18 protein-coding genes are annotated in these 20,375 nt (G+C 72.6%); 8 read left to right on the top strand and 10 right to left on the bottom strand.

Annotated elements, in window-relative coordinates:
- The first annotated feature begins 94 nt into the window (after nt 1-94).
- A complete protein-coding gene (locus OP86_RS11180; RefSeq protein ID WP_418952611.1) occupies nt 95-2,101 on the top strand; it encodes a 2-oxoacid:acceptor oxidoreductase subunit alpha in 2,007 nt (668 codons plus the stop codon).
- Entirely contained in the window at nt 2,098-3,153 is a 1,056-nt protein-coding gene (locus OP86_RS11185) for a 2-oxoacid:ferredoxin oxidoreductase subunit beta (protein WP_030060119.1), read from the top strand. The genes OP86_RS11180 and OP86_RS11185 overlap by 4 nt, the downstream gene beginning before the upstream one ends.
- 66 nt (nt 3,154-3,219) lie before the next feature.
- Here OP86_RS11185 and OP86_RS11190 read toward each other — a convergent pair whose 3' ends face one another.
- A complete protein-coding gene (locus OP86_RS11190; RefSeq protein ID WP_030060120.1) occupies nt 3,220-3,600 on the bottom strand; it encodes a VOC family protein in 381 nt (126 codons plus the stop codon).
- Nucleotides 3,601-3,792: 192 nt separating this feature from the next.
- Between OP86_RS11190 and OP86_RS11195 the strand changes: the two genes are divergently transcribed.
- From OP86_RS11195 to OP86_RS11210, 4 genes are read left to right on the top strand one after another with little or no spacing between them, the layout of a single operon-like run.
- Nucleotides 3,793-4,089, top strand: coding sequence for a type VII secretion target (locus tag OP86_RS11195; RefSeq protein WP_030060121.1), 297 nt, complete (start codon nt 3,793-3,795; stop codon nt 4,087-4,089).
- 24 nt (nt 4,090-4,113) lie between these two features.
- A complete protein-coding gene (locus OP86_RS11200; protein WP_030060122.1) occupies nt 4,114-5,709 on the top strand; it encodes a DUF2515 family protein in 1,596 nt (531 codons plus the stop codon).
- Nucleotides 5,706-6,332: a hypothetical protein gene (locus tag OP86_RS11205; RefSeq protein WP_030060123.1), complete on the top strand. Its 627-nt coding sequence runs from the start codon at nt 5,706-5,708 to the stop codon at nt 6,330-6,332. Before OP86_RS11200 ends, OP86_RS11205 begins: the two co-directional genes overlap by 4 nt.
- A gap of 13 nt (nt 6,333-6,345) precedes the next feature.
- Entirely contained in the window at nt 6,346-6,828 is a 483-nt protein-coding gene (locus OP86_RS11210; RefSeq protein ID WP_030258112.1) for a hypothetical protein, read from the top strand.
- A gap of 37 nt (nt 6,829-6,865) precedes the next feature.
- Here the strand turns inward: OP86_RS11210 and OP86_RS11215 are convergent, their stop codons facing one another.
- A complete protein-coding gene (locus OP86_RS11215; RefSeq protein WP_051829950.1) occupies nt 6,866-8,542 on the bottom strand; it encodes an LCP family protein in 1,677 nt (558 codons plus the stop codon).
- Complete coding sequence (locus OP86_RS11220; RefSeq protein ID WP_051829951.1) at nt 8,535-8,885, bottom strand: DUF6542 domain-containing protein; 351 nt, start codon at nt 8,883-8,885, stop codon at nt 8,535-8,537. Before OP86_RS11220 ends, OP86_RS11215 begins: the two co-directional genes overlap by 8 nt.
- A 564-nt stretch (nt 8,886-9,449) precedes the next feature.
- On the opposite strand from OP86_RS11220, the gene OP86_RS38735 reads away from it, so the two are divergent.
- The gene (locus OP86_RS38735) at nt 9,450-10,094 is read left to right on the top strand and encodes a TetR/AcrR family transcriptional regulator (RefSeq protein WP_030060127.1); all 645 of its coding nucleotides are present in this window, start codon (nt 9,450-9,452) and stop codon (nt 10,092-10,094) included.
- 115 nt (nt 10,095-10,209) lie between these two features.
- Here the strand turns inward: OP86_RS38735 and OP86_RS36530 are convergent, their stop codons facing one another.
- The 6 genes from OP86_RS36530 to OP86_RS11255 form a co-directional block, all read right to left on the bottom strand.
- Nucleotides 10,210-10,914 (bottom strand): hypothetical protein, encoded by a 705-nt coding sequence (locus OP86_RS36530; protein WP_033331587.1) that lies wholly within the window; start codon nt 10,912-10,914, stop codon nt 10,210-10,212.
- A gap of 216 nt (nt 10,915-11,130) precedes the next feature.
- Entirely contained in the window at nt 11,131-11,937 is an 807-nt protein-coding gene (locus OP86_RS11235) for a GNAT family N-acetyltransferase (protein WP_030258104.1), read from the bottom strand.
- Between the two features lie 67 nt (nt 11,938-12,004).
- On the bottom strand, nt 12,005-12,571 hold the full coding sequence (locus OP86_RS11240) for an RICIN domain-containing protein (RefSeq protein ID WP_030060130.1): 567 nt from the start codon (nt 12,569-12,571) through the stop codon (nt 12,005-12,007).
- Nucleotides 12,572-12,722: 151 nt separating this feature from the next.
- Entirely contained in the window at nt 12,723-13,598 is an 876-nt protein-coding gene (locus OP86_RS11245; protein WP_030060131.1) for a peptidoglycan-binding protein, read from the bottom strand.
- A 42-nt stretch (nt 13,599-13,640) separates the two neighbouring features.
- Nucleotides 13,641-14,546, bottom strand: coding sequence for a CAP domain-containing protein (locus tag OP86_RS33490; protein WP_051829952.1), 906 nt, complete (start codon nt 14,544-14,546; stop codon nt 13,641-13,643).
- Nucleotides 14,547-14,704: 158 nt separating this feature from the next.
- Nucleotides 14,705-17,719, bottom strand: a complete 3,015-nt coding sequence (locus tag OP86_RS11255; RefSeq protein ID WP_030258094.1) for an AfsR/SARP family transcriptional regulator — start codon at nt 17,717-17,719, stop codon at nt 14,705-14,707.
- Nucleotides 17,720-17,848: 129 nt separating this feature from the next.
- Between OP86_RS11255 and OP86_RS35775 the strand changes: the two genes are divergently transcribed.
- Complete coding sequence (locus tag OP86_RS35775) at nt 17,849-19,291, top strand: AfsR/SARP family transcriptional regulator (RefSeq protein WP_158707024.1); 1,443 nt, start codon at nt 17,849-17,851, stop codon at nt 19,289-19,291.
- 63 nt (nt 19,292-19,354) lie between these two features.
- On the opposite strand, the gene OP86_RS33495 is transcribed toward OP86_RS35775, so the two are convergent.
- The gene (locus OP86_RS33495; protein WP_051829954.1) at nt 19,355-19,831 is read right to left on the bottom strand and encodes a hypothetical protein; all 477 of its coding nucleotides are present in this window, start codon (nt 19,829-19,831) and stop codon (nt 19,355-19,357) included.
- Between the last annotated feature and the right edge of the window lie 544 nt (nt 19,832-20,375).

The following is a 20,375-nucleotide window of genomic DNA, read 5'->3' on the forward strand; positions in this document are numbered from 1 at the left end:
CCGACTCCGCGCGCATAGGATGCGGGAGGTGCACCAGGCGGACGGGGCACGGGGCCGCGCCCGCGGTGGTGTGCCCTCGAGGAGGTCCGCGGCAGTGACCAGTCAGGTCGATCAGTCAGAGGCAGTGGACGGCTCGGACGGCCCGGACGGCGACGAGGCCCGGACCGGGAGCGGCGAGCCGCGCCCCGGCCCGACCACACCCGCCGGCCCGACCGCCCCGGGCGGCGCACCACCCGGGCGTGCCAAGCCGATCCGCAGACTGGACCGGGTGATCATCCGTTTCGCCGGGGACTCCGGTGACGGCATGCAGCTCACGGGTGACCGGTTCACCTCGGAGACGGCGTCCTTCGGCAACGACCTGTCCACGCTGCCGAACTTCCCGGCCGAGATCCGTGCCCCCGCCGGCACCCTGCCGGGCGTCTCGTCCTTCCAGCTGCACTTCGCCGACCACGACATCCTGACCCCGGGCGACGCCCCGAACGTGCTGGTCGCGATGAACCCGGCCGCACTGAAGGCGAACCTGCCCGACCTGCCGCGTGGCGCCGAGATCATCGTCAACACCGACGAGTTCACCAAGCGCGCGCTGGCCAAGGTCGGCTACCCGGCGGACCCGCTGGGCGACGGCTCACTGGACGCCTTCCACCTGCACAAGGTGCCGCTGACCGCGCTGACCCTGGAGGCGCTCAAGGACAGCGGCCTGGCGCGCAAGGACGCGGAGCGGGCGAAGAACATGTTCGCCCTGGGCCTGCTGTCCTGGATGTACCACCGGCCCACGCACGGGACGGAGTCGTTCCTGCGCAGCAAGTTCGCGAAGAAGCCGCAGATCGCCGAGGCGAACATCCTGGCGTTCCGGGCGGGCTGGAACTTCGGCGAGACCACCGAGTCCTTCGCCGTCTCCTACGAGGTGCCGCCGGCCAAGCTCCCGGCCGGCCGCTACCGCAACATCTCCGGCAACCTCGCCCTGTCCTACGGGTTGATCGCCGCCGCGCGGCGCTCCGGGCTGCCGCTGTACCTGGGCTCGTACCCGATCACCCCGGCCTCGGACATCCTGCACGAGCTGAGCAAGCACAAGAACTTCGGCGTGCGCACCTTCCAGGCCGAGGACGAGATCGCCGGCATCGGCGCGGCGCTCGGCGCGGCCTTCGGCGGGGCGCTCGGCGTGACCACCACCTCCGGGCCCGGCGTCGCGCTCAAGAGCGAGACGATCGGCCTGGCGGTCTCGCTCGAACTGCCGCTGCTGGTCGTGGACATCCAGCGCGGCGGCCCCTCCACCGGCCTGCCGACCAAGACCGAGCAGGCGGACCTGCTGCAGGCGATGTTCGGCCGCAACGGCGAGGCGCCGGTGCCGATCGTCGCCCCGGCCACGCCCGCGGAGTGCTTCGACGCGGCCTTGGAGGCGGCCCGGATCGCGGTCACCTACCGCACCCCCGTCTTCCTGCTCTCCGACGGGTACCTGGCCAACGGCTCGGAGCCCTGGCGGATCCCCGAGGTCGACGAACTGCCCGAGATCGACCCGCAGTTCGCGACCGGCCCGAACCGCGAGGACGGCGCCTTCTGGCCCTACCTGCGGGATCCGCGGACGCTGGCCAGGCCCTGGGCGCTGCCCGGCACGCCCGGCCTGGAGCACCGGATCGGCGGCATCGAGAAGCAGGACGGCACCGGGAACATCTCCTACGACCCGGCCAACCACGACTTCATGGTCCGCACCCGGCAGGCCAAGGTCGACGGCATCACCGTGAAGCCGGTCGAGGTGGACGACCCGACCGGGGACGCCCGGGTGCTGGTCCTCGGCTGGGGCTCGACGTACGGGCCGATCACCGCGGCGGTGCGCCGGGTGCGCGCGGACGGCGGCGAGGTCGCCCAGGCGCACCTGCGCAACCTCAACCCCTTCCCGGCCAACCTCGGGGCGGTGCTGAGGAGTTACGAGAAGGTCATCGTGCCCGAGATGAACCTGGGGCAGCTCGCCCTGCTGCTCCGGGCGAAGTACCTGGTGGACGCCGAGTCCTACAACCAGGTGCGCGGACTGCCGTTCAAGGCGGCGCAGTTGGCGGACGTGCTGTGGGCCGCGATCGGCACCCTGGACGAGGAGGACCACCGGTGAACGAGCACGCCTTCCCGTCCCTGCGGCTGGTGCCCAAGGCCGAAGCGCCGCAGAGCGCACGGGACTTCAAGACCGACCAGGAGGTGCGCTGGTGCCCCGGCTGCGGGGACTACGCGATCCTGGCCGCGGTGCAGTCCTTCATGCCGGAGCTGGGCATCCGGCGTGAGAACACGGTGTTCGTCTCGGGCATCGGCTGCTCCTCGCGCTTCCCGTACTACATGAACACCTACGGGGTGCACTCGATCCACGGGCGGGCGCCGGCGATCGCGACCGGGCTGGCGAGTTCGCGGCAGGACCTCAGCGTGTGGGTGGTGACCGGTGACGGCGATGCGCTGTCGATCGGCGGCAACCATCTGATCCACGCCCTGCGGCGGAACGTCAATCTGAAGATCTTGCTTTTTAACAACCGTATCTACGGCCTCACCAAGGGCCAGTACTCACCGACCAGTGAACTCGGCAAGATCACCAAGTCCACGCCGATGGGCTCGCTGGACGCGCCGTTCAACCCGCTCTCGCTGGCGATCGGCGCCGAGGCCACCTTCGTCGCGCGCACCATCGACTCCGACCGCCAGCACCTGCAGTCGGTGCTGCGGGCGGCGGCCGAGCACCAGGGCACGGCACTGGTGGAGATCTACCAGAACTGCAACATCTTCAACGACGGCGCCTTCGAGGTGCTGAAGGAGCCCGGCACCCGCGACGAGGCACTGATCCGGCTGGAGCACGGGCAGCCGATCCGCTTCGGCGCGGACGGCTCCGGCGGCGTCTTCCGGGGCCCGGACGGCGAGTTGTTCACCGCGCCGGTCACCGCGGAGAACGAGGCGGACCTCCTGGTCCACGACGCGCACGCGGCCGGCCCGGCCACCGCCTTCGCGCTCACCCGGATCGCCGACGCGGACACCCTGCACCACACGCCGATCGGCGTGCTGCGCAGCGTCGAACGGCCCGTCTACGACGAGCTGATGGCGAGCCAGCTGGCCACCGCCGCCGCCCACCGCGGCCCGGGCGACCTGGCCACCCTGCTCGCCGGCAACGACACCTGGACGGTGGACTGACCGTCGGGTCGGCATGCGTCGGCGCCCCTCGTCCCGGCCGGGACGAGGGGCGCCCGTCGTTCGCGGCTACTGCTCGACCCACTCGACCAGTTCGATCACGACCCCGTTCGGGTCGGCGACCTGGAACAGCTTCTCGCCCCAGGGCTCCTCGCGCAGCGGCAGGGTGATGACGACCCCCTCGCCGCTCAGCCGCCGCTCCTCGGCGGCGATGTCCTCGACGACGAACGCCAGGATCACGCCGTCCGCGGTGCGGTGGCGCTGCTCCTCGGGCAGGACCTCCAGACCGCGCCGCAGGTAGACGACGTTGACCCCGCCACCCGGGTGCCCGAGCGAGACGAAGCCGTCGGCCGACATCTCCTCGGTGTACCCGAAGTGCCGCTGGAGGAAGGCGGCGGAGGCGGTGACGTCCTCGACGGTCAGGGAGACGGCGGTCTTGGTGATCTGCAAGGCGAGAGTCCTCTCGTCGACACCCGGGGCACCCGGACAGTTACCCCGTACGCAGTACACTATACATAGTACGGAGAATCCCGCCAGGGAGATCCGCCGGCCGATCGCGCCCGTGTTCGAGAAAGTCCGGCGGCGAACCGCCCGGCGCCGCTAGGGTCGGGGCATCGCATCGAGCATTGGGGGGTCGATCCGATGTCGGACGCCGGATTCGAGGTCTCGCCGGAGCAGTTGAGGGCCTCGGCGGCCAACGCTTCGTCCATCGCCACCGGTCTGGCCACGCCGGTCCAGACCGCCGGTACCGCCTCGGGGACCGCCGGTACGGCCCTCGGCGGCTGGCAGGTGGCCGGACAGCTGGCCGCCGTGGTGACGGCGTGGACACAGGGGGCGGAGAAGATCCGCACCGCGCTCGGAGCGGACGAGGAGTCGCTCCGCAAGGCCGCCGACGACTACGGCAGGACCGAGAACGGGAACGCCGGGGCCCTCCGGTAGCGCAACAGGGGAAGGGGGGCTCCCGTGGTGGACTTCGCGCGCCTGCGCGACGTGAAGCTGGAGTCGGTGACGGAGGCCGGCAAGGACTGGCAGGCCGTCGCCAAGGCGTTCGACCAAGCACGGCAGCACATCGAGGAGTCGGTGCTGAAGCCGCTCGGGACCTGGACCGGCCCAGCCGCGACCGGTGCCCGGCACTCCTTCGGCCGGCAGGAGCTGCAGCTGCAGGTGGCCGCGCTGGAACTCCAGGCGGTCGAGCAGGTGTTGTCCGGCTTCGTCCTGGCGGTGACCACCGCCCAGCAGGAGCTGCAGTACGCGCTGACGGAGGCGAGCCGGCACGGCCTCACGGTCGACGCGAACGGCACCGTCACCGCGACACCGACACCGGTCGACCAGCTGCCCAAGAACGCGGCGCTGCGCCAGGAGGCCGCGGACTCCTACCGGGCCGAGGTCGCCTACGCCGCGACCCTCACCGCCGACATCGCCGCCGCCGTCCAGGCCGCCACCCAGGCGGACGCCAAGTGCGCGGCCGAACTCGGCAAGCTGGCCGAAGAGTCCAAACTCCTCGACGGATCGGGGCGGACGGGCCTGGCGGGAGCGGTCCAGCTCGCCGCCAAGGACCTCGGCGAGGCCACCAGGCTCGCCGGGACGGTCGAAGGCGACACCGTCCCCACCGACCCGGCCGCCCGAGCAGCCTGGTGGGGAGCCCTGACGCCGGACCAGCGGAACCTGTTCCTGGACGCGGCGCCCTGGAAGGTCCAGGGCCTGCCCGGTGTGCCGACCTTGCCGGAGTACTACAAGCAACTCGCCCTGAGGAAGGCCGGGATCGACCCGTCGAAGTGGGACCCGGAGAAGGGCCTGGACTTCAACGACGAGACCGTGCAGAAGGTCTACGCCTGGTACCAGAAGCTGTGGGACGAGAACCGGGACTTCCAGTGGGCCGGAATGGCCAAGCTGGCCGGCGCACCGGTGTACGGGGGGCTCCACGACCTCAACGAGGTCATCAAGGGCGCGGACGTCGGCGGACTCGTCACCCCCGTCCCGGGGGTGTCGCTGCTGGCCGGCCTGAGCTCGGACGAGGTGCAGTGGTTCCAGAACAAGTTCCTGCACATGCAGAAGGACATCTTCGACGACGTCGGTGCCATGCACGCCGCGTACCAGCAGTACGGCATGGCCGGCATCGAGGCGTTGCAGCAGCAGGCCCCGAAGAACTTCAAGGACGAGCTGGTGAACGCCTGGCGGGACATCGACTCGGGTGACCCGAAGCGGGTGGCGGCTGGCAATGCCGCCCTGTTGGAACGCGAGCAGACCAAGGTGCTGCCGACCTCGTACAAGGAGGTGGAGAACTACCACGGCCCGGTCGGGGACACGTTCGCCCAGGTGCTGTCGGCCATGACCGAGTCGCCGATCCCGGGCGGCAAGTCCTTCAACGGCTATTACGGCGGCGAGTGGTCGACCTGGTGGGACGACCGGTACGTGACCGACACGAACGACCGGATGGACTGGATCCGCAAGGACATGCTGCCCAAGTACCAGCAGCTCCTGGCGAATCCGGTGCAGGCGAAGACGCTCATCGACACTCCGCTGCTCGACCGGGCCGACGAGTACGAGATCGTGCCGTGACGGGGGCTTGGCGGATCCGGATCCTGGCGGTGCTGCTCTGCCTGGTTCTGGTGGCGGCCGGGTGCTACCTGGTGGGCGGGAGGACGCGGGCCGTCCACTGGGACCTCCGGAACTCGCACCGGGGCGCCGATCTCGGGGTCAAGCTCAATCCGCACAGCGGCCACGACTTCGAGAACCTGGGGCCGGTGGACATCGACCTGCCGGGCGGTCAGCGCTTCCACGCCGACAAGATGAGCCTCATCGTCGCGGCCACCCACGATGACGCCGAGAACATCGACGAACTCGTCTGTTGGGATTCCGACCTCTCGCTGGAGGAGGGGTACCGGAGGGCCATGGAGATCACCCGGCAGTTCGGCTTGAAGTCCGACAAGATCACCGAGTTCCGTCAGAAGGTCCTCGACGGCCTGGCAGCGGGCGACCGGGTAAGCCTCGACGGGCAGACCGGCGACTCCGACTTCCCGTTGCTGACACCGGCCGGACCGCTCTTCGGGGTCGGTCTCAAGTACGAGACCGGCAACAGCGGGCAGCCCGTGACCCTGTCGGTCAACATCGCCTGGGGCGACAACCTGAGGCTCACCCTCCAGGACCAGGCCACCCGGTCCGCCACCCCGACCGCGCTCTGATCCGGAGGCACTGTTGTCGTACCAGCAGCCCGTTCAGCCGGCGGCCGTCACCTGGAACCTCCGCGGCAGCCATACCCGCAGCGATGTCGGCTGGCCCGAGCGCGTCCGGCGCCACTGGCGCCTGCCTGCCGTCGCCGCGACGATCGCGATGCCGGGGGGTCGCTGGTTCACCGGGCGGGTGGAGTTGTCGGTCGCGGCCGAGGGTGAGGCGATCGACCTGGTCAGCGCGGTCTTTCCGGCTGCCACGGTGGAGGATGCCTACCGGCTGTCGGGTGAGCTGGCTGCGTACTGGGAGCTGCCGGTCGAGCCGTTGGAGGCCTGGTACCGCGGGGTCCGGGAGGGGGTGGCGGCGGGGCGCAGGGCCAGGGAGTTCGGGTTGAGCATCCGCGGTCCGCGGCTGGAGGGGCCGTCCGGGCCGACGGTGAACCTGGTGTTCCTGTTCGCGCCGGGAGGTCCGCGGGCGGTGCGGCCGGCGCTCTACTTCGAGTGGTCGTGAGCGGTGCCCCGCCGGGGTCGGCGGGGCACCGGGCGGGTCAGTAGACGCAGGGGATGCCGCCGTCGGACTGGGCGTCGACGCCGGGGCCCTGCATGGGGAGGTTGGCGGCCGGGTCGGCGGGGGCCGGGCCGGTGGGGGCGGCGGGCTTGTCGGTGGCGACGCCGGTGAAGGTGGTGCCCAGGGTGACGACGACGTGGTCCGCCGCGACGGAGGCGGACTCGGTGGCGGTGACGCCGTAGCGGGCGGCGATCTGGTCGGCGGCGTCCTTGGCGCCCTTGCCGTAGGTGACGGTGGTGGTCTTGGGCCTGGTGGCGGCGGAGCCGGTCCGCCCCTCCTTGAAGCCCAGGCCGACCAGGACCTTGGCCTCGGCGGTGGAGGAGACCCCGGTGGCCGAGGAGGCGTTGAAGACGTCGACGGTGACGGCCTTGGCGGTGGTCGGCGTCGGGGTCGGCGTCGGGGTGGCTGTGGCCGCGGGTGCCGTCGGGGGGGCGTCGCCCGCGCCGTCGGCCGGGGCGGAGGGGGCGGCGGCGTCGGCGTAGCCGAACAGCTGCTTGACCACCTTCTGGATCTTCGCCGGGGTCACCAGGTTGACGTCCTGGCCGTTGCGGGTGCCGAAGCCGTCGAAGGTCAGGGTGTTGAACTCGACGTTGCCGCCGGTCAGCGCCGGGGCCTGCTGGGCGAAGTCGAGGATGTTCCACTCGTTGTCGATGACGAGGTCCTTCTGTATGACGCTCATCAGTTCCTGCATCTTGCCGAGGTCGCCGACGATGCCCTTCTGCTTCAGGTTGTGCACCACGGCGGAGATGAACGCCTGCTGGCGGTGGGTGCGGGCGAAGTCGCCGGAGTTGCCGTCGGGGCCGTCGAGGTTGTGGCGCTGGCGGACGAAGGAGAGGGCCTGGGAGGCGTTGAGGGTGTTGATGCCCTTCTTGAAGTCGGCGCCGGAGCCCTGGCCCTCCATGGCCGGGTCCTTGGTGTCGTGGGTGAGGCAGACCTGGATCGGCTCGACGGCCTTGGCGATGTCGTAGAAGCCCATCAGGTTGACCTCGGCGATGTGGTCGATGGGCTGGTCCAGGAACTTCTGCACGGTGCGGATGGTGGCCGCGCGGCCGATGTCGCGACCGGCCTTCTCCAGGTCCGCGCCCTTGAGGCCCTTGGCACGCAGGCCCGCGTCGGCCTTGTCCTTGGCGTTGCCGTAGGCCTCCTTGATCTTGCCCATGCCCATCTGGGAGCCGTCGGCGTTGTAGGTCATGACGTAGTCGTCGCGCGGGACGGACACCGCCTGCACCTTGCCGCCGCCCGCCGGTATGTGCAGCAGGATCAGGGAGTTGGTGTTGTAGCCGCCGACGTCGGAGCTGTACCCGGCGTGCAGCTGGTCCTGGATGAACTGCGGCGGCAGGTCCGAGCCGTCCATGTTCTTGCGGCTGTCCAGGCCGATCAGCAGCAGGTTCACCGAGTTGTCGAGGTGCTTGGGGGCGTCCTTCTTCGTCTGGGCGATGACGTTGGAGGTGGTCATCCCGTCGGTGAGCTGCTTGTACTCGTACCAGACCACCCCGCTCGCCGCGAACACCGCGAACCCGGCCGTGCAGGCCACCACCCGGCCCGCGACCAGCAGCGGGGAGCGGGTGCGGGCCGCGGGCCCGGTGTTCCGTCGGGCGGCGCGGCCGTCGGGCGGCGTGCCCTGGGGGCCGGCGGTCTGCTCGGCGTTGTCAGCCACGGTGCCTCCTCCGGTCCCGGACCACCCGGACCACGATCACCAGGAGGGCCGCCAGTGCGGCCTCCGCCATCACGGGAAAGCCGTGCACCACCCATTTCGCGGCGCCGGTGGCCAGCCCCTTGCCCTGGTATAGGTCGCGGTTGGCCAGCAGCTCCGCGGCGGCCGTCACGCCCAGGACGACCAGCGGGGAGGTCGCGAGCACCCACCACCAGCCGTTGCGGGTGCTCAGTGCGGCGGCCAGGCCGGTGCCGAGCACTGCGGTCAGCGCGAACGCCAGCCCCATGCCCGGGCCGGAGAGTTCGCTGATCGCCGCGCCCACCACCGGCAGACCGACGGCGGTCACCGCCGGCAGGGCGGGCCCTCCGGAGAGCGGGCGCTTCGGGCGGCGGGCCGTGGGCCTGTCCGCCGCGCGTCGCCGTGGAGCCTGGCCGGCCGGCTGCCCCTGCTGGGGTTGCCGTCCCTGCGCGGGCTGCCGCTCCCGGCCGGCCTGCCGTCCCTGCTGGGGCTGCCGTCCACGGTCGGGCTGTCGCCCCTGGTCGGACTGCCGTCCACGGTCGGATGACCGTCCTCGCTGCCCCGCCACGCACTCACCCCCGGTGTTCCCGTGTTCCGGGCGCCACGGTGGCGCCCGCGCCGGTTGCCCGTCCGTAAGTTCGGTCGTGGCGCTGCCAGTTCTGGACGCCGGGGCCGTTCGGCTGGTTCCCGTGCGTGGCCGGGCCGCCGGTGATCCGGGGCCGGCACTTCCGATTTTCCTCTACACGGGTGTAGAGATCGTAGGCAGCATAGATCACGCGCGTCCGGTGGCAAGTCCTGGTTCGCGGCGGCCCGGCCCGCCGTGACCAGGATAAACTACACCGGGTAGTTTCTGAGAGGGTCGGTCGGTGGGCCGACGGATGAGGAGTGGGCCGTGGCGGCGACGGGCGGAACGGGACGGCCGGAGAAGCGCAAGGCGATCACGCAGGCCGCGACGACGGTGTTCGGGCGCGAGGGCTACGTACGGGCCAGCATGGACGCGATCGCGGCCGAGGCCGGGGTGTCCAAGCGCACGGTCTACAACCACTTCGCCGACAAGGAGACCCTCTTCCTGTCGGTGGCCCTGCAGAACTCGGCGGAACTGACCGAGACCATCCGGGCGTTGATGGCGAAGCACCTCGACCGGGTGGTGGACCTGCGCCGGGACCTGGCCGGCTTCGCCGTCGACCGGGCCCGCGCGGTGCTGTCCGCCGGGGAGCACGGCGCGCTCGGCCGGGCGATCCGCGCCGAGGTGGCCAACATCCCGGCGGACGTCCTGGAGGCCTGGCTGGAGGCCGGACCGGTCGCCTCGCTGCGCGACCTCGCGGCGCACTTCGAGGTGCTCGCGGGCCGGGGGCTGCTGACGGTCGAGGATCCGGCGCTGGCCGCCGAGCAGTACACGCTGCTGACCTTCCACGGCGTCGCCGAGCGCTCCTTCTGGGGCGCCGTCCCGGTGGCGGACGAGGAGGTCGAGCGGATTGCGGCGGTCGGCGTCGACGCCTTCCTGCAGATCTACGGCACCCCGGCGGTACGGGACTGAGTACCCGGAGCACCCGGAGTGCCGGGAGGGACGGGAGCGCCGGGACGGCCGGGAGGGGCGGCCGGACGCCGGGCGGGGGTGGCAGTGCGCCGCCCCCGCCCGAGGTCCGTACGGATCACTTCCAGTTGACGCCCTTGCCGAGGGTGTACGGGTCGCCCCAGTACTCGGCGCCCGCGACCGTCGACGCCTCCGGGGACATCGCCACCGCGCAGGAGGTGGACGACTGGCCGTTGGTGAAGCCCTTGGGCAGCGAGTCGCTCTTGCACTTGGGGAAAGAGCCGATGATCATCAGCTCCTGCGCCTCGGTGCCGTCCGCCAGCAGGCCCTTCATGTGGTCGACGCTGGTGAAGGACAGGTCGGTGCTGCCGGCGTTGGTGATCTTGTAGTGGATGTAGTACGGCACCAGCCCCTTGGCCTTGTCGCCCAGCTTGAGCGCGGTCAGGTCGGCCGGGTCGCCCTTCTCGATCGAGGTGACCGCGAGCGCGATGGTGCCCTTGGTGCTGCCCGAGGTGAACGGGACGGTCACGGCGTCGCCGACCTTGACCGTGGTGCCGGGCGCCGCGGTGGGGCCGGCCGGCGCGGGTGCGGCGGCCGAGCCGGAGGCCGCGCCGCCCGCCGGGGCGGAGGTCGGGGCGGCCGGGGTGATGGCGGCGCCGCTCGGCGACGGGGCGCCGGTGGCGGTCGCGGACGGCGCGGCCGGCGGGGTCGTCGCGGTGTCGGACGACGAGGCGTCGTCGTTGCAGGCGGTCAGGGTGAGTGCGCCGACCGCGGCCAGCGAGGCCAGCGCCAGGGCATGGCGATTGGTGCGGATGAGCTTCATGAGACGTCCCCCGTATTCGCGGACCACCGTTCGGCGGTCCTTCCGAAGGATGTTCATAGCGCAGCCCGGAGGTCGGGTGCCATCGCTTTGCCGGTGTCTTGACTCCTCCGTGACGAGTCCCTCGCGGGTCCGTGACAAGGGAGATCGAGTCGTGATCCGGGGCCGGACGTCGGGCCTGGCCGCCGGGACTGTCCGGCGGATCGGCCCTCATCGGCCCTAAGCCGGTCCGGACGGCTGGGCGGCGCTCAGCACCAGCTCGTTGTAGGTGGCGACGGTGGTGAAGCCGAGCCGCCGGTAGAGGCGGATCGCCGGGGCGTTGTCGGTGCGGACGTTGAGGCCCAGGTGGTCGGTGGTCGCGGCGAGCCGGTGGCACAGGGCGGTGACGCAGGCCCGGGCGAGGCCGCGGCCGCGGGCGTCGGGGTGGGTGGCCACGTTGCCGAGGACGGCGACCCGTTGGGCGGGTGAGTGGACGTGCACCCCGGCGGCCGCCAGCAGCCGGCCGTCCTCGCGGACACCGACGTAGCCGCTGCCGGACAGCATCCGCGGGTCGAACCAGGCCTCCGGGTAGGCCTCGGCCAGCAGGGCTCGCAGGTCGGCGAGGTCGGCGGTCGTCAACGGCTGTGCTGCGTAATGGATTTCGGCAGGGTCTTCGGCAGGCAGTGCGGCCGTGAGGAGCATCCGGAGCAGCGGGGTGCGGCGCTCGACCGCGTAGTCCGGCGCGAGGGCCCGTTCGGCGCCGTCCGGCAGCCCGGCGGTGAAGCGGCGCGGCAGGAACGGCCGGAGGCGGCCCAGCAGGGCCTCCAGCGGCGGGACGTCGGCGGGCCGGGCGAAGGCGAGTAGGACGGGGGTGTCGCCGCCGCTGTAGAGCAGGGCGACCGGCCCGTGCTCGGCGGAGGCGGTGTACCAGGCGGTGTTGGGCCAGAGGGTGTCGTCCAGGTCGCCGAGTTCGAAGAGGTGCAGCGCCGGGTCGGTGCGGAACCGGGCGGCGAGCGCGGCGCGGTCGTGCAGGCTGATGAGGGGCACCCGGTCGAGGATAGGCCCGGTCCGCTCGTCGGCGCCGACGAGCGGACCGGGCCCGTTGGGGGGCTGGTCAGGCCATCCAGCGCTGGGCCGGGTCAGCCGGGTTGCAGCCGGTCATCGAGGTGTACTGGGCGACGCCGGCGGAGGTGAGGCACTGCCCGGTGGCCGCGTTGCGGATCAGGTACCAGCCGCGGTCCTCGTCGGTCAGCCGCCACTTCTGGTTGGCCGGCATCCAGTCCCCGGCCGGGCGGTTGAGGCCGTCCCAGCCTCCGGGGGTGTCCCAGAGCTGGACGGCGCCCGAGCGGGTGTCGAGGTCGACGAGTTTGCCGTCGCCGCCGTGCGAGATGGCCGTGGTGCCGTCGCAGTAGGCCCAGAACGACCAGGTCTGGGCGGTGGACTGGTCGTTGGCCGCGTAGACGCCGATCCGCCGGCCGTTGGTCTCGTCGTTGTTCGGCAGGTCGAGGACGCCGGCGGCGCCGTTGTAGACCTTCCCGGGCGTGTGCAGGGCGGGCCCCAGGTCGCAGGCGCCGGCCTGCGCCGCCTGTGCGGCCGGCGTGCCGACGACGGCCGCCCCCGCGACGGCCGCGACGGCGCCGAGCGTGGCGAGGAACGTGCGGGTACGGGTGGTGGATCTCATCGTGGTTTTCTCCCTCTGGTGTGGTGGACGTTCCCGGCGTCAGCGGCGCCGGAGTACCGTCCCGGCGTCAGCGGCGCGGGAGGACGGTCCCGGCATCGGCGGCGCGGGAGGACGGTCCCGGCATCGGCGGCGCGGGACGGCGGTTCCGGCGTCAGCCGCGCGGCACCTGGAGCGCGGCCCACTGCTTGGGGCCGGGGATGCCGTCGGCGTCCGAGCCGGAGTCGCCGAGCTTGTGCTGCCAGTTGCGGAAGGACTCGCGGTCGGCGTCGGACCACTCGGGGCCGGGGCCCTCGGCGTAGGCGGAGCAGCCTTCGGCGACGAGGCGCTCGCCCATCCGGGTGATGACCTCGCTGTTCTGGCCGTCGTGGAAGAACTCGGCGCCGGGGAAGGGCTCGTAGCCGTCGCCCCCGTCGCCCCCCTCACCGCCGCCGTCGGCCGCCGGAGCGGTGCCGCCGGCCGCGCCGCCGCTCGGGCTGTCGGTCGAGGAGGCCTCCTGCCCGAAGTAGAGCGCCCCGGGTCGGTCCTTCCACTCCGGGTCGGCGAGGACGACGCCCTCGGCGAACTCCGGGATGCCGTAGCCGTGGACCCAGTCCGAGCGGCGCTCACGGGTCTTCATGTAGACGCCGTCGCTCTCGGAGCTACCGCCGTCGCTGGTGTTGGTGTTGCCCTCGACGGTGGTGATGGTGGAGGTGGTGTAGGCCACGCAGATGCCGGTGTGGCTGCCGCCGCCCGGGCCGAAGAAGACCTGGCCGCCGATCACCGGGTACTCGGTGAAGCGGCCGCGGTCCTTGAACCAGGCGACGCCCTCCGCGCAGGAGGCGGTCACCGGGAAGAGGCCGGCGTTGCCGGACTCCTGGGCGCACCAGGCGACGAAGGTGGCGCACCAGGCCTCGCCCTGGGACCACTCCAGGCCGGAGACGGCGGGGGAGAACTTCTGGATGTTGTTCCAGTGCCCGCCTTCGCGCCCCTCGTGGTAGCCGACCTGGTCTCGGGCGACGTTGATCAGGGCCGCCGCGTTCGAGGACATGGGTGTGGACTCCTTGTTGCTGGAACGGTGCTGGTGGGGGTCTCAGGCCTGGCCGAAGGTCTGCACGTAGCGGCCCCAGTTGCCGCGCTGGCGCGGCGCGTAGCCGATGCCGATCGAGTTGTAGGCGGTGCCGAGGATGTTGTCCCGGTGGTGCGGGCTGTTCATCCACATCTGCATGGCCTCGGCCATGCTGTTGCCCGGGGTGACGTTCTCGGCGGAGGCGCGCGAGACGAAGCCGGCGTCGCGGATGCGGTCCCAGGGGGAGCTGCCGTCGGTGCCGTCGTGCTGGGTGAGGTCGTGCGAGGCCATGTCGTTGGCGTGGCGCTGGGCGGCCGCGCTGAGGCGGTCGTCCAGGTGCAGCGCCGCGGCGCCGACGCGGCCGCGCTCGGCGTTGACGGCGTTCAGCATCTCGATGCGGAAGTCACCGCCGCCGCCCGGCTGGGGCTGGGGCTGCGGCTGGGGCTGCTGCTGCTGCTGGCCGCCGCCGCTGATGCCTCCGGCGGGGACGAGCTGCCAGCGCTGCGCCGGGTTGCCGTCGTCCTGCTTGGCGAGGGTGAGCGGGGAGCCCGGGGCGGCGGCGGTGATGAAGAGGGCGCCCTCGTCGCCGCGGGTGGTGCGGATGCGGACCCAGTCGTTGTCGACGGGCTCGAAGCACCAGTGCTGGTTGGGCTGGTTGTGCTCGTTGTACAGCCAGGTCTGGCCGATGGAGTAGTTGTAGTCCATGACCATGGCCTGGCCGGGGGCGTGCTTGCCGACGGTCAGCTGGGTCTCCAGGAGGAAGCTGCCGTTCTCCTTGGCCCAGAAGGTCCAGCCCTGGGCGGTGGTGCCGTTGGAGCCCCAGGACTGGATGGCGGTGCCGGCGGCGGTCTGGCTGGAGCGGACGTCGGCGACCGTTCCGTTGGCGGACTTGAGCGTCCAGGTCTGGCCGTGCTGCGGGAGCGTGGGCATGGGTTGCGCCTCTCGTCTGTGGTGTCGCCCCGGGCCGCTGTTCGCGGCGGCCCGGGGCCTGACGAGGAAGACGTTCCAGGAATCCGGTAGACGGCTGGTCAACGCGCGTAGCGGATCCGGCCGTTGACGGTCTGTCTACCGGACCGGCAACCCGGTGTCTACCGGCTCAGCAACCCCCTGACCTGCGCTGATTCATCCGCCAGCCCCAGCCGCTCGTACAGCTCCAGGGAGTCCGCCAGGCAGGCCCGGGCCTGGCGCGGCCGGCCGAGGCCGTCGAGCGCGGTGCCGAGGGTGCGCAGCAGGCCGGCCTCCAGGGCGGCGCTGGTGCGGCGGGCGAGCGGGAGGACGGCTTCGGCGGCGTCGACGGCGAGTAGCCAGCGGCCGGCCTCGGCGTGGATGCGGGCGGCGAGGTCGCCGGCTGCCGCGGCGAAGACGGTGACCTGGAGGGCGGTGAACTCCTCGCGGGCGCCGACGGCGTGGTCGAGTGCCGCCTCCGGGTCGCCGCACAGCCGCAGCACCCGGGCGAGGTAGTAGCGGCCGATCGCGGCGGAGACCGGCCCCGAGGCGCTCATCAGGCGGGCGCTGCGCTCGGCGGCGTCCCGGGCCTCGTCGACCCGGCCGGTCTGGGCGGCGCTGAAGGCGAACTCGCCGAGTGCGCTGCCCTCGGCGCGCTGGGCGCCGAGGCGGTGGAAGATCGCGGCGGCGCGGCCGGCGTGTTCGGCGGCCTCGGCGTAGCGGCCGTGCGTGCGGGCGTTGCTGCCGAGGGTGATCAGGGCCTTGGCGAGGACGCGTTCGGTCCGTTCCTGCCCGGCCGCACCCTGCCCGTCCGACTTCCGCCCGGCCGCACCCTGCCCGCCCGACTCCTGCCCGGCCGCACCCTGCCCGCCCGACTCCTGCCGGTCCGACAGGGCGACGGCCCGGCGGATCTCCTCCTCGGACTCGGCGTAGCGGTTGATGTGCCAGAGCATGCTGCCGCGCAGGTAGTGGGCGAGGGCGAGCGGCCCGTGCTCGCCGCGGGCGGCGGCCTGCCGGGCGATGCGTTCGGCGAGGTCGGCGATGACGCCGGTCTGGGTGCGTTCCGGGAGTACGGCGCCCATCCGGTCGGCGAGTTCGGCGGCTCGGTCGAGCGACAGGGCCGGGTCGTCGCAGCCGAGCGCGATGGCGGCGGCGTGCACCTCGGCCTGGTCGCGCATCCAGCGCACGGCTTCCGCGCCGTCGGCGATGGCCCGGCCGGGGGAGGCCACGGTGGCGCCGAGCAGGCTGAGTTCGGCCGGTTCGGCCTTGCGGGCGGCGAGGTCGGCGTTGCGGGCGGTGGCGAGGCAGAAGTCGAGCAGCCGGTCGGTGGCGGCGGTGCGTTCGGCGGCGTCGTCCTCGGCGGCGAGTCGGCCGCGGGCGTAGGCGCGGACGAGGTCGTGGAAGCCGTAGCGGCCGAACCGGGGGGAGTGCAGCAGGTTGAGGTCGACGAGGGTTTCGAGCAGTTCGTCGGCCTCGTCCTCGGTGCGGCCGAGCAGGGCGGCGGCGCAGTGCAGCGGGAGGTCGGGGGCGTCGGGCAGCGACATCAGGCGGAAGGCCCGGGCGAGTTCCGGGTCCAGGCGGCGGTAGGAGAGGGCGAAGGTGGCTTCCACCGTCCGTTCGCCGTCGCTGAGTTCGGCCAGCCGGTGCTCGTGGCACAGCCCTTCGGCGAGCGCGGCGAGGGTGAGCGAGGGGTCGGCGACGAGCCGGGAGGCGGCGATGCGGACGGCGAGCGGCAGCAGCCCGCAGGCCCGTACGACCTCCTCGGCGGCGTCGGCTTCGGCGGCGACGCGTTCGGCGCCGACGATGCGGGTGAGCAGTTCCAGGGCCTGCTCGGGCGGCAGGGTGTCCAGGCGCAGCTGGTGGGCGCCGGGGAGGCCGGCCAGCCGGTGGCGGCTGGTGATGAGGACGGCGCAGCCGGCCGAGCCGGGCAGCAGTGGTTCGACGTGGCCGGGTGTGGCGGCGTTGTCGAGGACGACCAGGACGCGCCGGCCGGCGAGCGCCGAGCGGTAGAGGGCGCTGCGTTCGCCGGTGTCGGGCGGGATCTCGGCGGGGTCGACGCCGAGGGCGAGCAGGAACCCGACGAGGACGGTGCCCGGGTCGGGCGGGGTGTGGTCGGCGCCGCGCAGGTCGGCGAAGAGCTGCCCGTCGGGGAAGCGTTCGCGGACCTGCCGGGCGACGTGCACGGCCAGGGTGGTCTTGCCGACGCCGCCCATGCCGTCCAGCGCGGAGACCACGACGGCGCGCCCGCCGCCCGCGGCGAGGCGGTCGAGGAGGGCTTCGACCTCTTCGGTGCGGCCGGTGAAGTCGGGCAGGCCGGCGGGGAGTTGGTCGGGCGCCTGCCAGGTGTCGGTGGCGGGGTCGGCCGGGTTTGTGGGGGCGGTGGCGGGCAGCAGCGAGGCGTCCTCGCGCAGGATGCGCAGCTGGAGTTCGGCCGGGCCGCGGTCGTCCGGTGGCAGCGACGGCCGGGCGTCCTCGTACACGGCGAGCGCCTCGGCCTTGCGGCCCGCCTGGTAGAGGGCGCGCATCAGGACGGTGGTGAGCCGGGGCCGTCCGGGGTGTTCCAGGGCGAGTGCCTCGGCCTCGGCCGTCAGGTCGGTGCGGTCGCCGAGTTCGGCGTCCAGCTCCAGCTCGGTCTCCTTGGCCGAGATCCGCTGCTCGGCGAGGCGGGCCCGGACGGCTTCGGCGTGCGGCCCGGGCAGGCCGGCGAGCGGCTCGCCGACCCACAGCCGCTGGGCGCTGCGCAGCACCTTCCGGACCTCCTGGGGCGGCGCGTCCGCGTCCCGCAGCCGCCCGGCCTCGGCCAGCAGCTCCTCCCAAGCGGTGGCGTCCACCTCGGCGTGCGGCGCCCTGAACGCGTAGCCGTCGCCGACCCGCACCAGCGGCATCCGGTCCGGGTCGTCGCCGGTGTACGGCCGGAACGCGCTGCGCAGCCGGGAGACGGCGAGTTGGACGGCCTTGCGCGGATCGGCGGGCGAGGCCCCGCCCCACACCCCCTCGACCAGGACCGGGACGGCCACCGTCCGTCCGGGGGCCTGCAGCAGGACGGCGAGCACGGCCCGCTGCTGCGGCCTGCCCAACTCCAGCTCCTGCTCCCCGTACCAGGCCCGCAGCGGCCCCAGCAGTCCGAACCGCAGCCCGGCTCCCCCCAAGTCACCCATGTCCCGTCCCGAAAGTCGTCCTGCGCCGGTATCCCGCCACTTCCGTCCGGACAGCGGCGCCCCCTTGCCCCGGCGGCCTATGCTCTGTCACTGATTGTGCACCGGAACGGGGGTTTCGAGGGGGGAGCTGTGCGGCTCGATTTCCGAGTGCTGGGGCCGTTGCGCGCCCGGTGCGACGACCGTGAGGTAGAGCTCGGCCGGCCGCAGCAGCGGGCCGTGCTGGCCGCGTTGCTGCTGTCTCCGGGGCAGCTGGTGCCGACGGAGCGGCTGGTCGAGGGCTTGTGGGGCGAGGACGACACGTCCTGGCCGAAGGATCCGGTCGGCCAGATCGGCACCCATGCGCACCGGTTGCGGCGGGCGCTCGGCGCCCCCGGGCTGCTGGTGGCGGCGGCCGGCGGGTACCGGTTGGCGGTGCCGCGCGAGTCGGTGGACCTGTTCCGGTACGAGGCCGCGGTGGCGGACGCCGTCGCGCTGCGTCACCAGGACCCGGTCCGGGCGCGGGAGTTGCTCACCGCCGCGCTGGGGGCCTGGGAGGGCGGTCGGGTGTGGGAGGGCGGCCGCGCGCTGGACGGCGTGCCGGGGGCGTTCGCCGAACGGGCGCGGGAACGCCTGGCGGCCGGGCGCTTCGCGGCGGTGAAGGCACTGCTCGACCTGGACCTGGTGCTCGGCCGGCACGCCGACGCGGTGGAGCCGCTGGCCGCCCTGGCGGCCGCGCACCCGCAGGACGAGGAGGTGCACCGGCTGCGCCTGCTGGCGCTGCACCGGTGCGGCCGCACGGCGGAGGCTCTGGTGGTGTACGAGGAGCTGCGGGAGCGGCTGGACCGCGAGCTGGGGCTGGAACCGGCGGCCGCGGTGGTCGAGCTGGCCGACCGGATCCGGCGGGGACAGTCGCCGGTGCCCCTGCGGCGGCTGCCCAGGCCCGGCCAGCTGCCGCCGGACCTCCCCGACCTGGTCGGCCGGGCCGGGCTGGCGCGGCAGGCCGAACAGGTCCTCCGGACGGCGGGCGGCTCGCCGGTGGTGGGGCTGTCGGGCCCGGCGGGCAGCGGGACCTCCGCGCTGGCGGTGCACATCGCCCATGCTGTCCAGGACGCCTTTCCGGACGGCCAGCTCTACACGAGCGGCGGTGAACCGGGTGCCGTCCTGGCGGCCTTCCTGCGGGCCCTGGGCGAGCGGCCCGCCGACACCGCCCCGGTCGGCGAGCTGACCGGGCACTACCGGGCGGCGCTGGCCGGACGGCGGGTGCTGGTGGTGCTCGACGGGGCGGCCGACCCGACCCCGCTGCTCCCCATGGCACCGGGCTGTGCGGCGGTGGTGACGGGAGCCGACCCCGGGGTGCTGCCCGCCGAGGCGGTCCGGCTGGCGGTCGGACCGCTGGAGCCGCACGACGCCCACGAACTGCTCGCGCGGATCGTGGGCGTGGAGCGGATCAGCCGGGAGCCGGACGCGGCGGCCGAACTGGCCGGCCTCTGCGGCTACCTGCCCGTGCTGCTGCGGACAGCGGCGACGCGGCTCGCGGCCCGGCCCTGGTGGTCGGTGGCGGACCTGGTCAGGTGGCTCACCGAACGGGGGTGAGGGCCGGGGCGCGACGAGTTGTTCACTCGCGTTGTTCAGGACGCGTTGTTCAGGACGAGTTGTTTAGTACGGGTCCGAGCTGCGGATCGTGAACCGGCCGATGTTCTCGACACGGTTGTCGACGAAGACGATGTCGACTCCGCCGTGGTCGGAGAGCGACACGGAGGCCCGCTCGTTGGGGCTGGACTTGAAGCTGTTGCTGGCCCAGCAGACGCGGTCGTTGCTGCCGTAGACGACGAAGTTGCCGTCGCCCTGCATGATCGCCTTCTGGCCGCAGCCCCAGGTGCCCGGGGCGGCCCACACCGCCGTCGGGTACGAGTAGCCCTTGTAGATGACGAGGTTGCCGTCGCTCTGGAGGATCAGCTTGGTGTCGTTGTAGCTGAGGTAGCCGCCCTGGTAGAGGATCCCGGGCTCGTTCAACTGTGAGCCGGCCGAGTAGTCGGCCTGCGCGGTCCCTGCCGACAGCATCGTCCCGACCAGTGCCAGCACACCGGCCGCCGTTCCGACGGCCGTGCGCCGCAGCGTCTTCGTCGCCTTCATGTCCCCGTGTCGCCTCTCTCGTACGTTGACGCCCGCGAGGTGTCCGGGGCGCCGTGGGAACGACCTTGGCTGGCGTCGGTAGACAAACGATAAACGCCGCGTTGAGGGGGAGAGCCCGGGCGAGCTCGGGAGAGACCGGCAGGAAGCAGGGGAGGAGCCCGGGAGGGGCCCGGGAGGGGCGTTTGGCTCGGGGGCGAAGTGGGAGTAGTGTTCTCTAGTCGCTCGACAGGGAGCACCGGACACGCATCGGCGCGGACGGTCCCGGGGCGGCCAATCCCTTGAAACACCACTTCCCAGTCACGGGCTGGGTCGCGTTCGCGTTTTACGTGTCGCGGCTCGGTGCGTGTGCGGCATGTTCGTTTTATCGGGTTGCGGCTGGATTCGCTTTTCGGAGCGGGGATCGGCTAGAGTTTGAAACGTCGGACGGGGCGTCAAACCCCGGAATACACCGGCGAGTTGGATGAACGAAGCCCCGGAAACGGAGCGGAAAACATCTGATAAGCTGGGAACACGAAAGAACGAAGCCCGGAGGGTCCGCTGGAAG

Source organism: Streptomyces novaecaesareae (assembly GCF_000716875.1).
Classification (GTDB): Bacteria; Actinomycetota; Actinomycetes; order Streptomycetales; family Streptomycetaceae; genus Kitasatospora; species Kitasatospora novaecaesareae.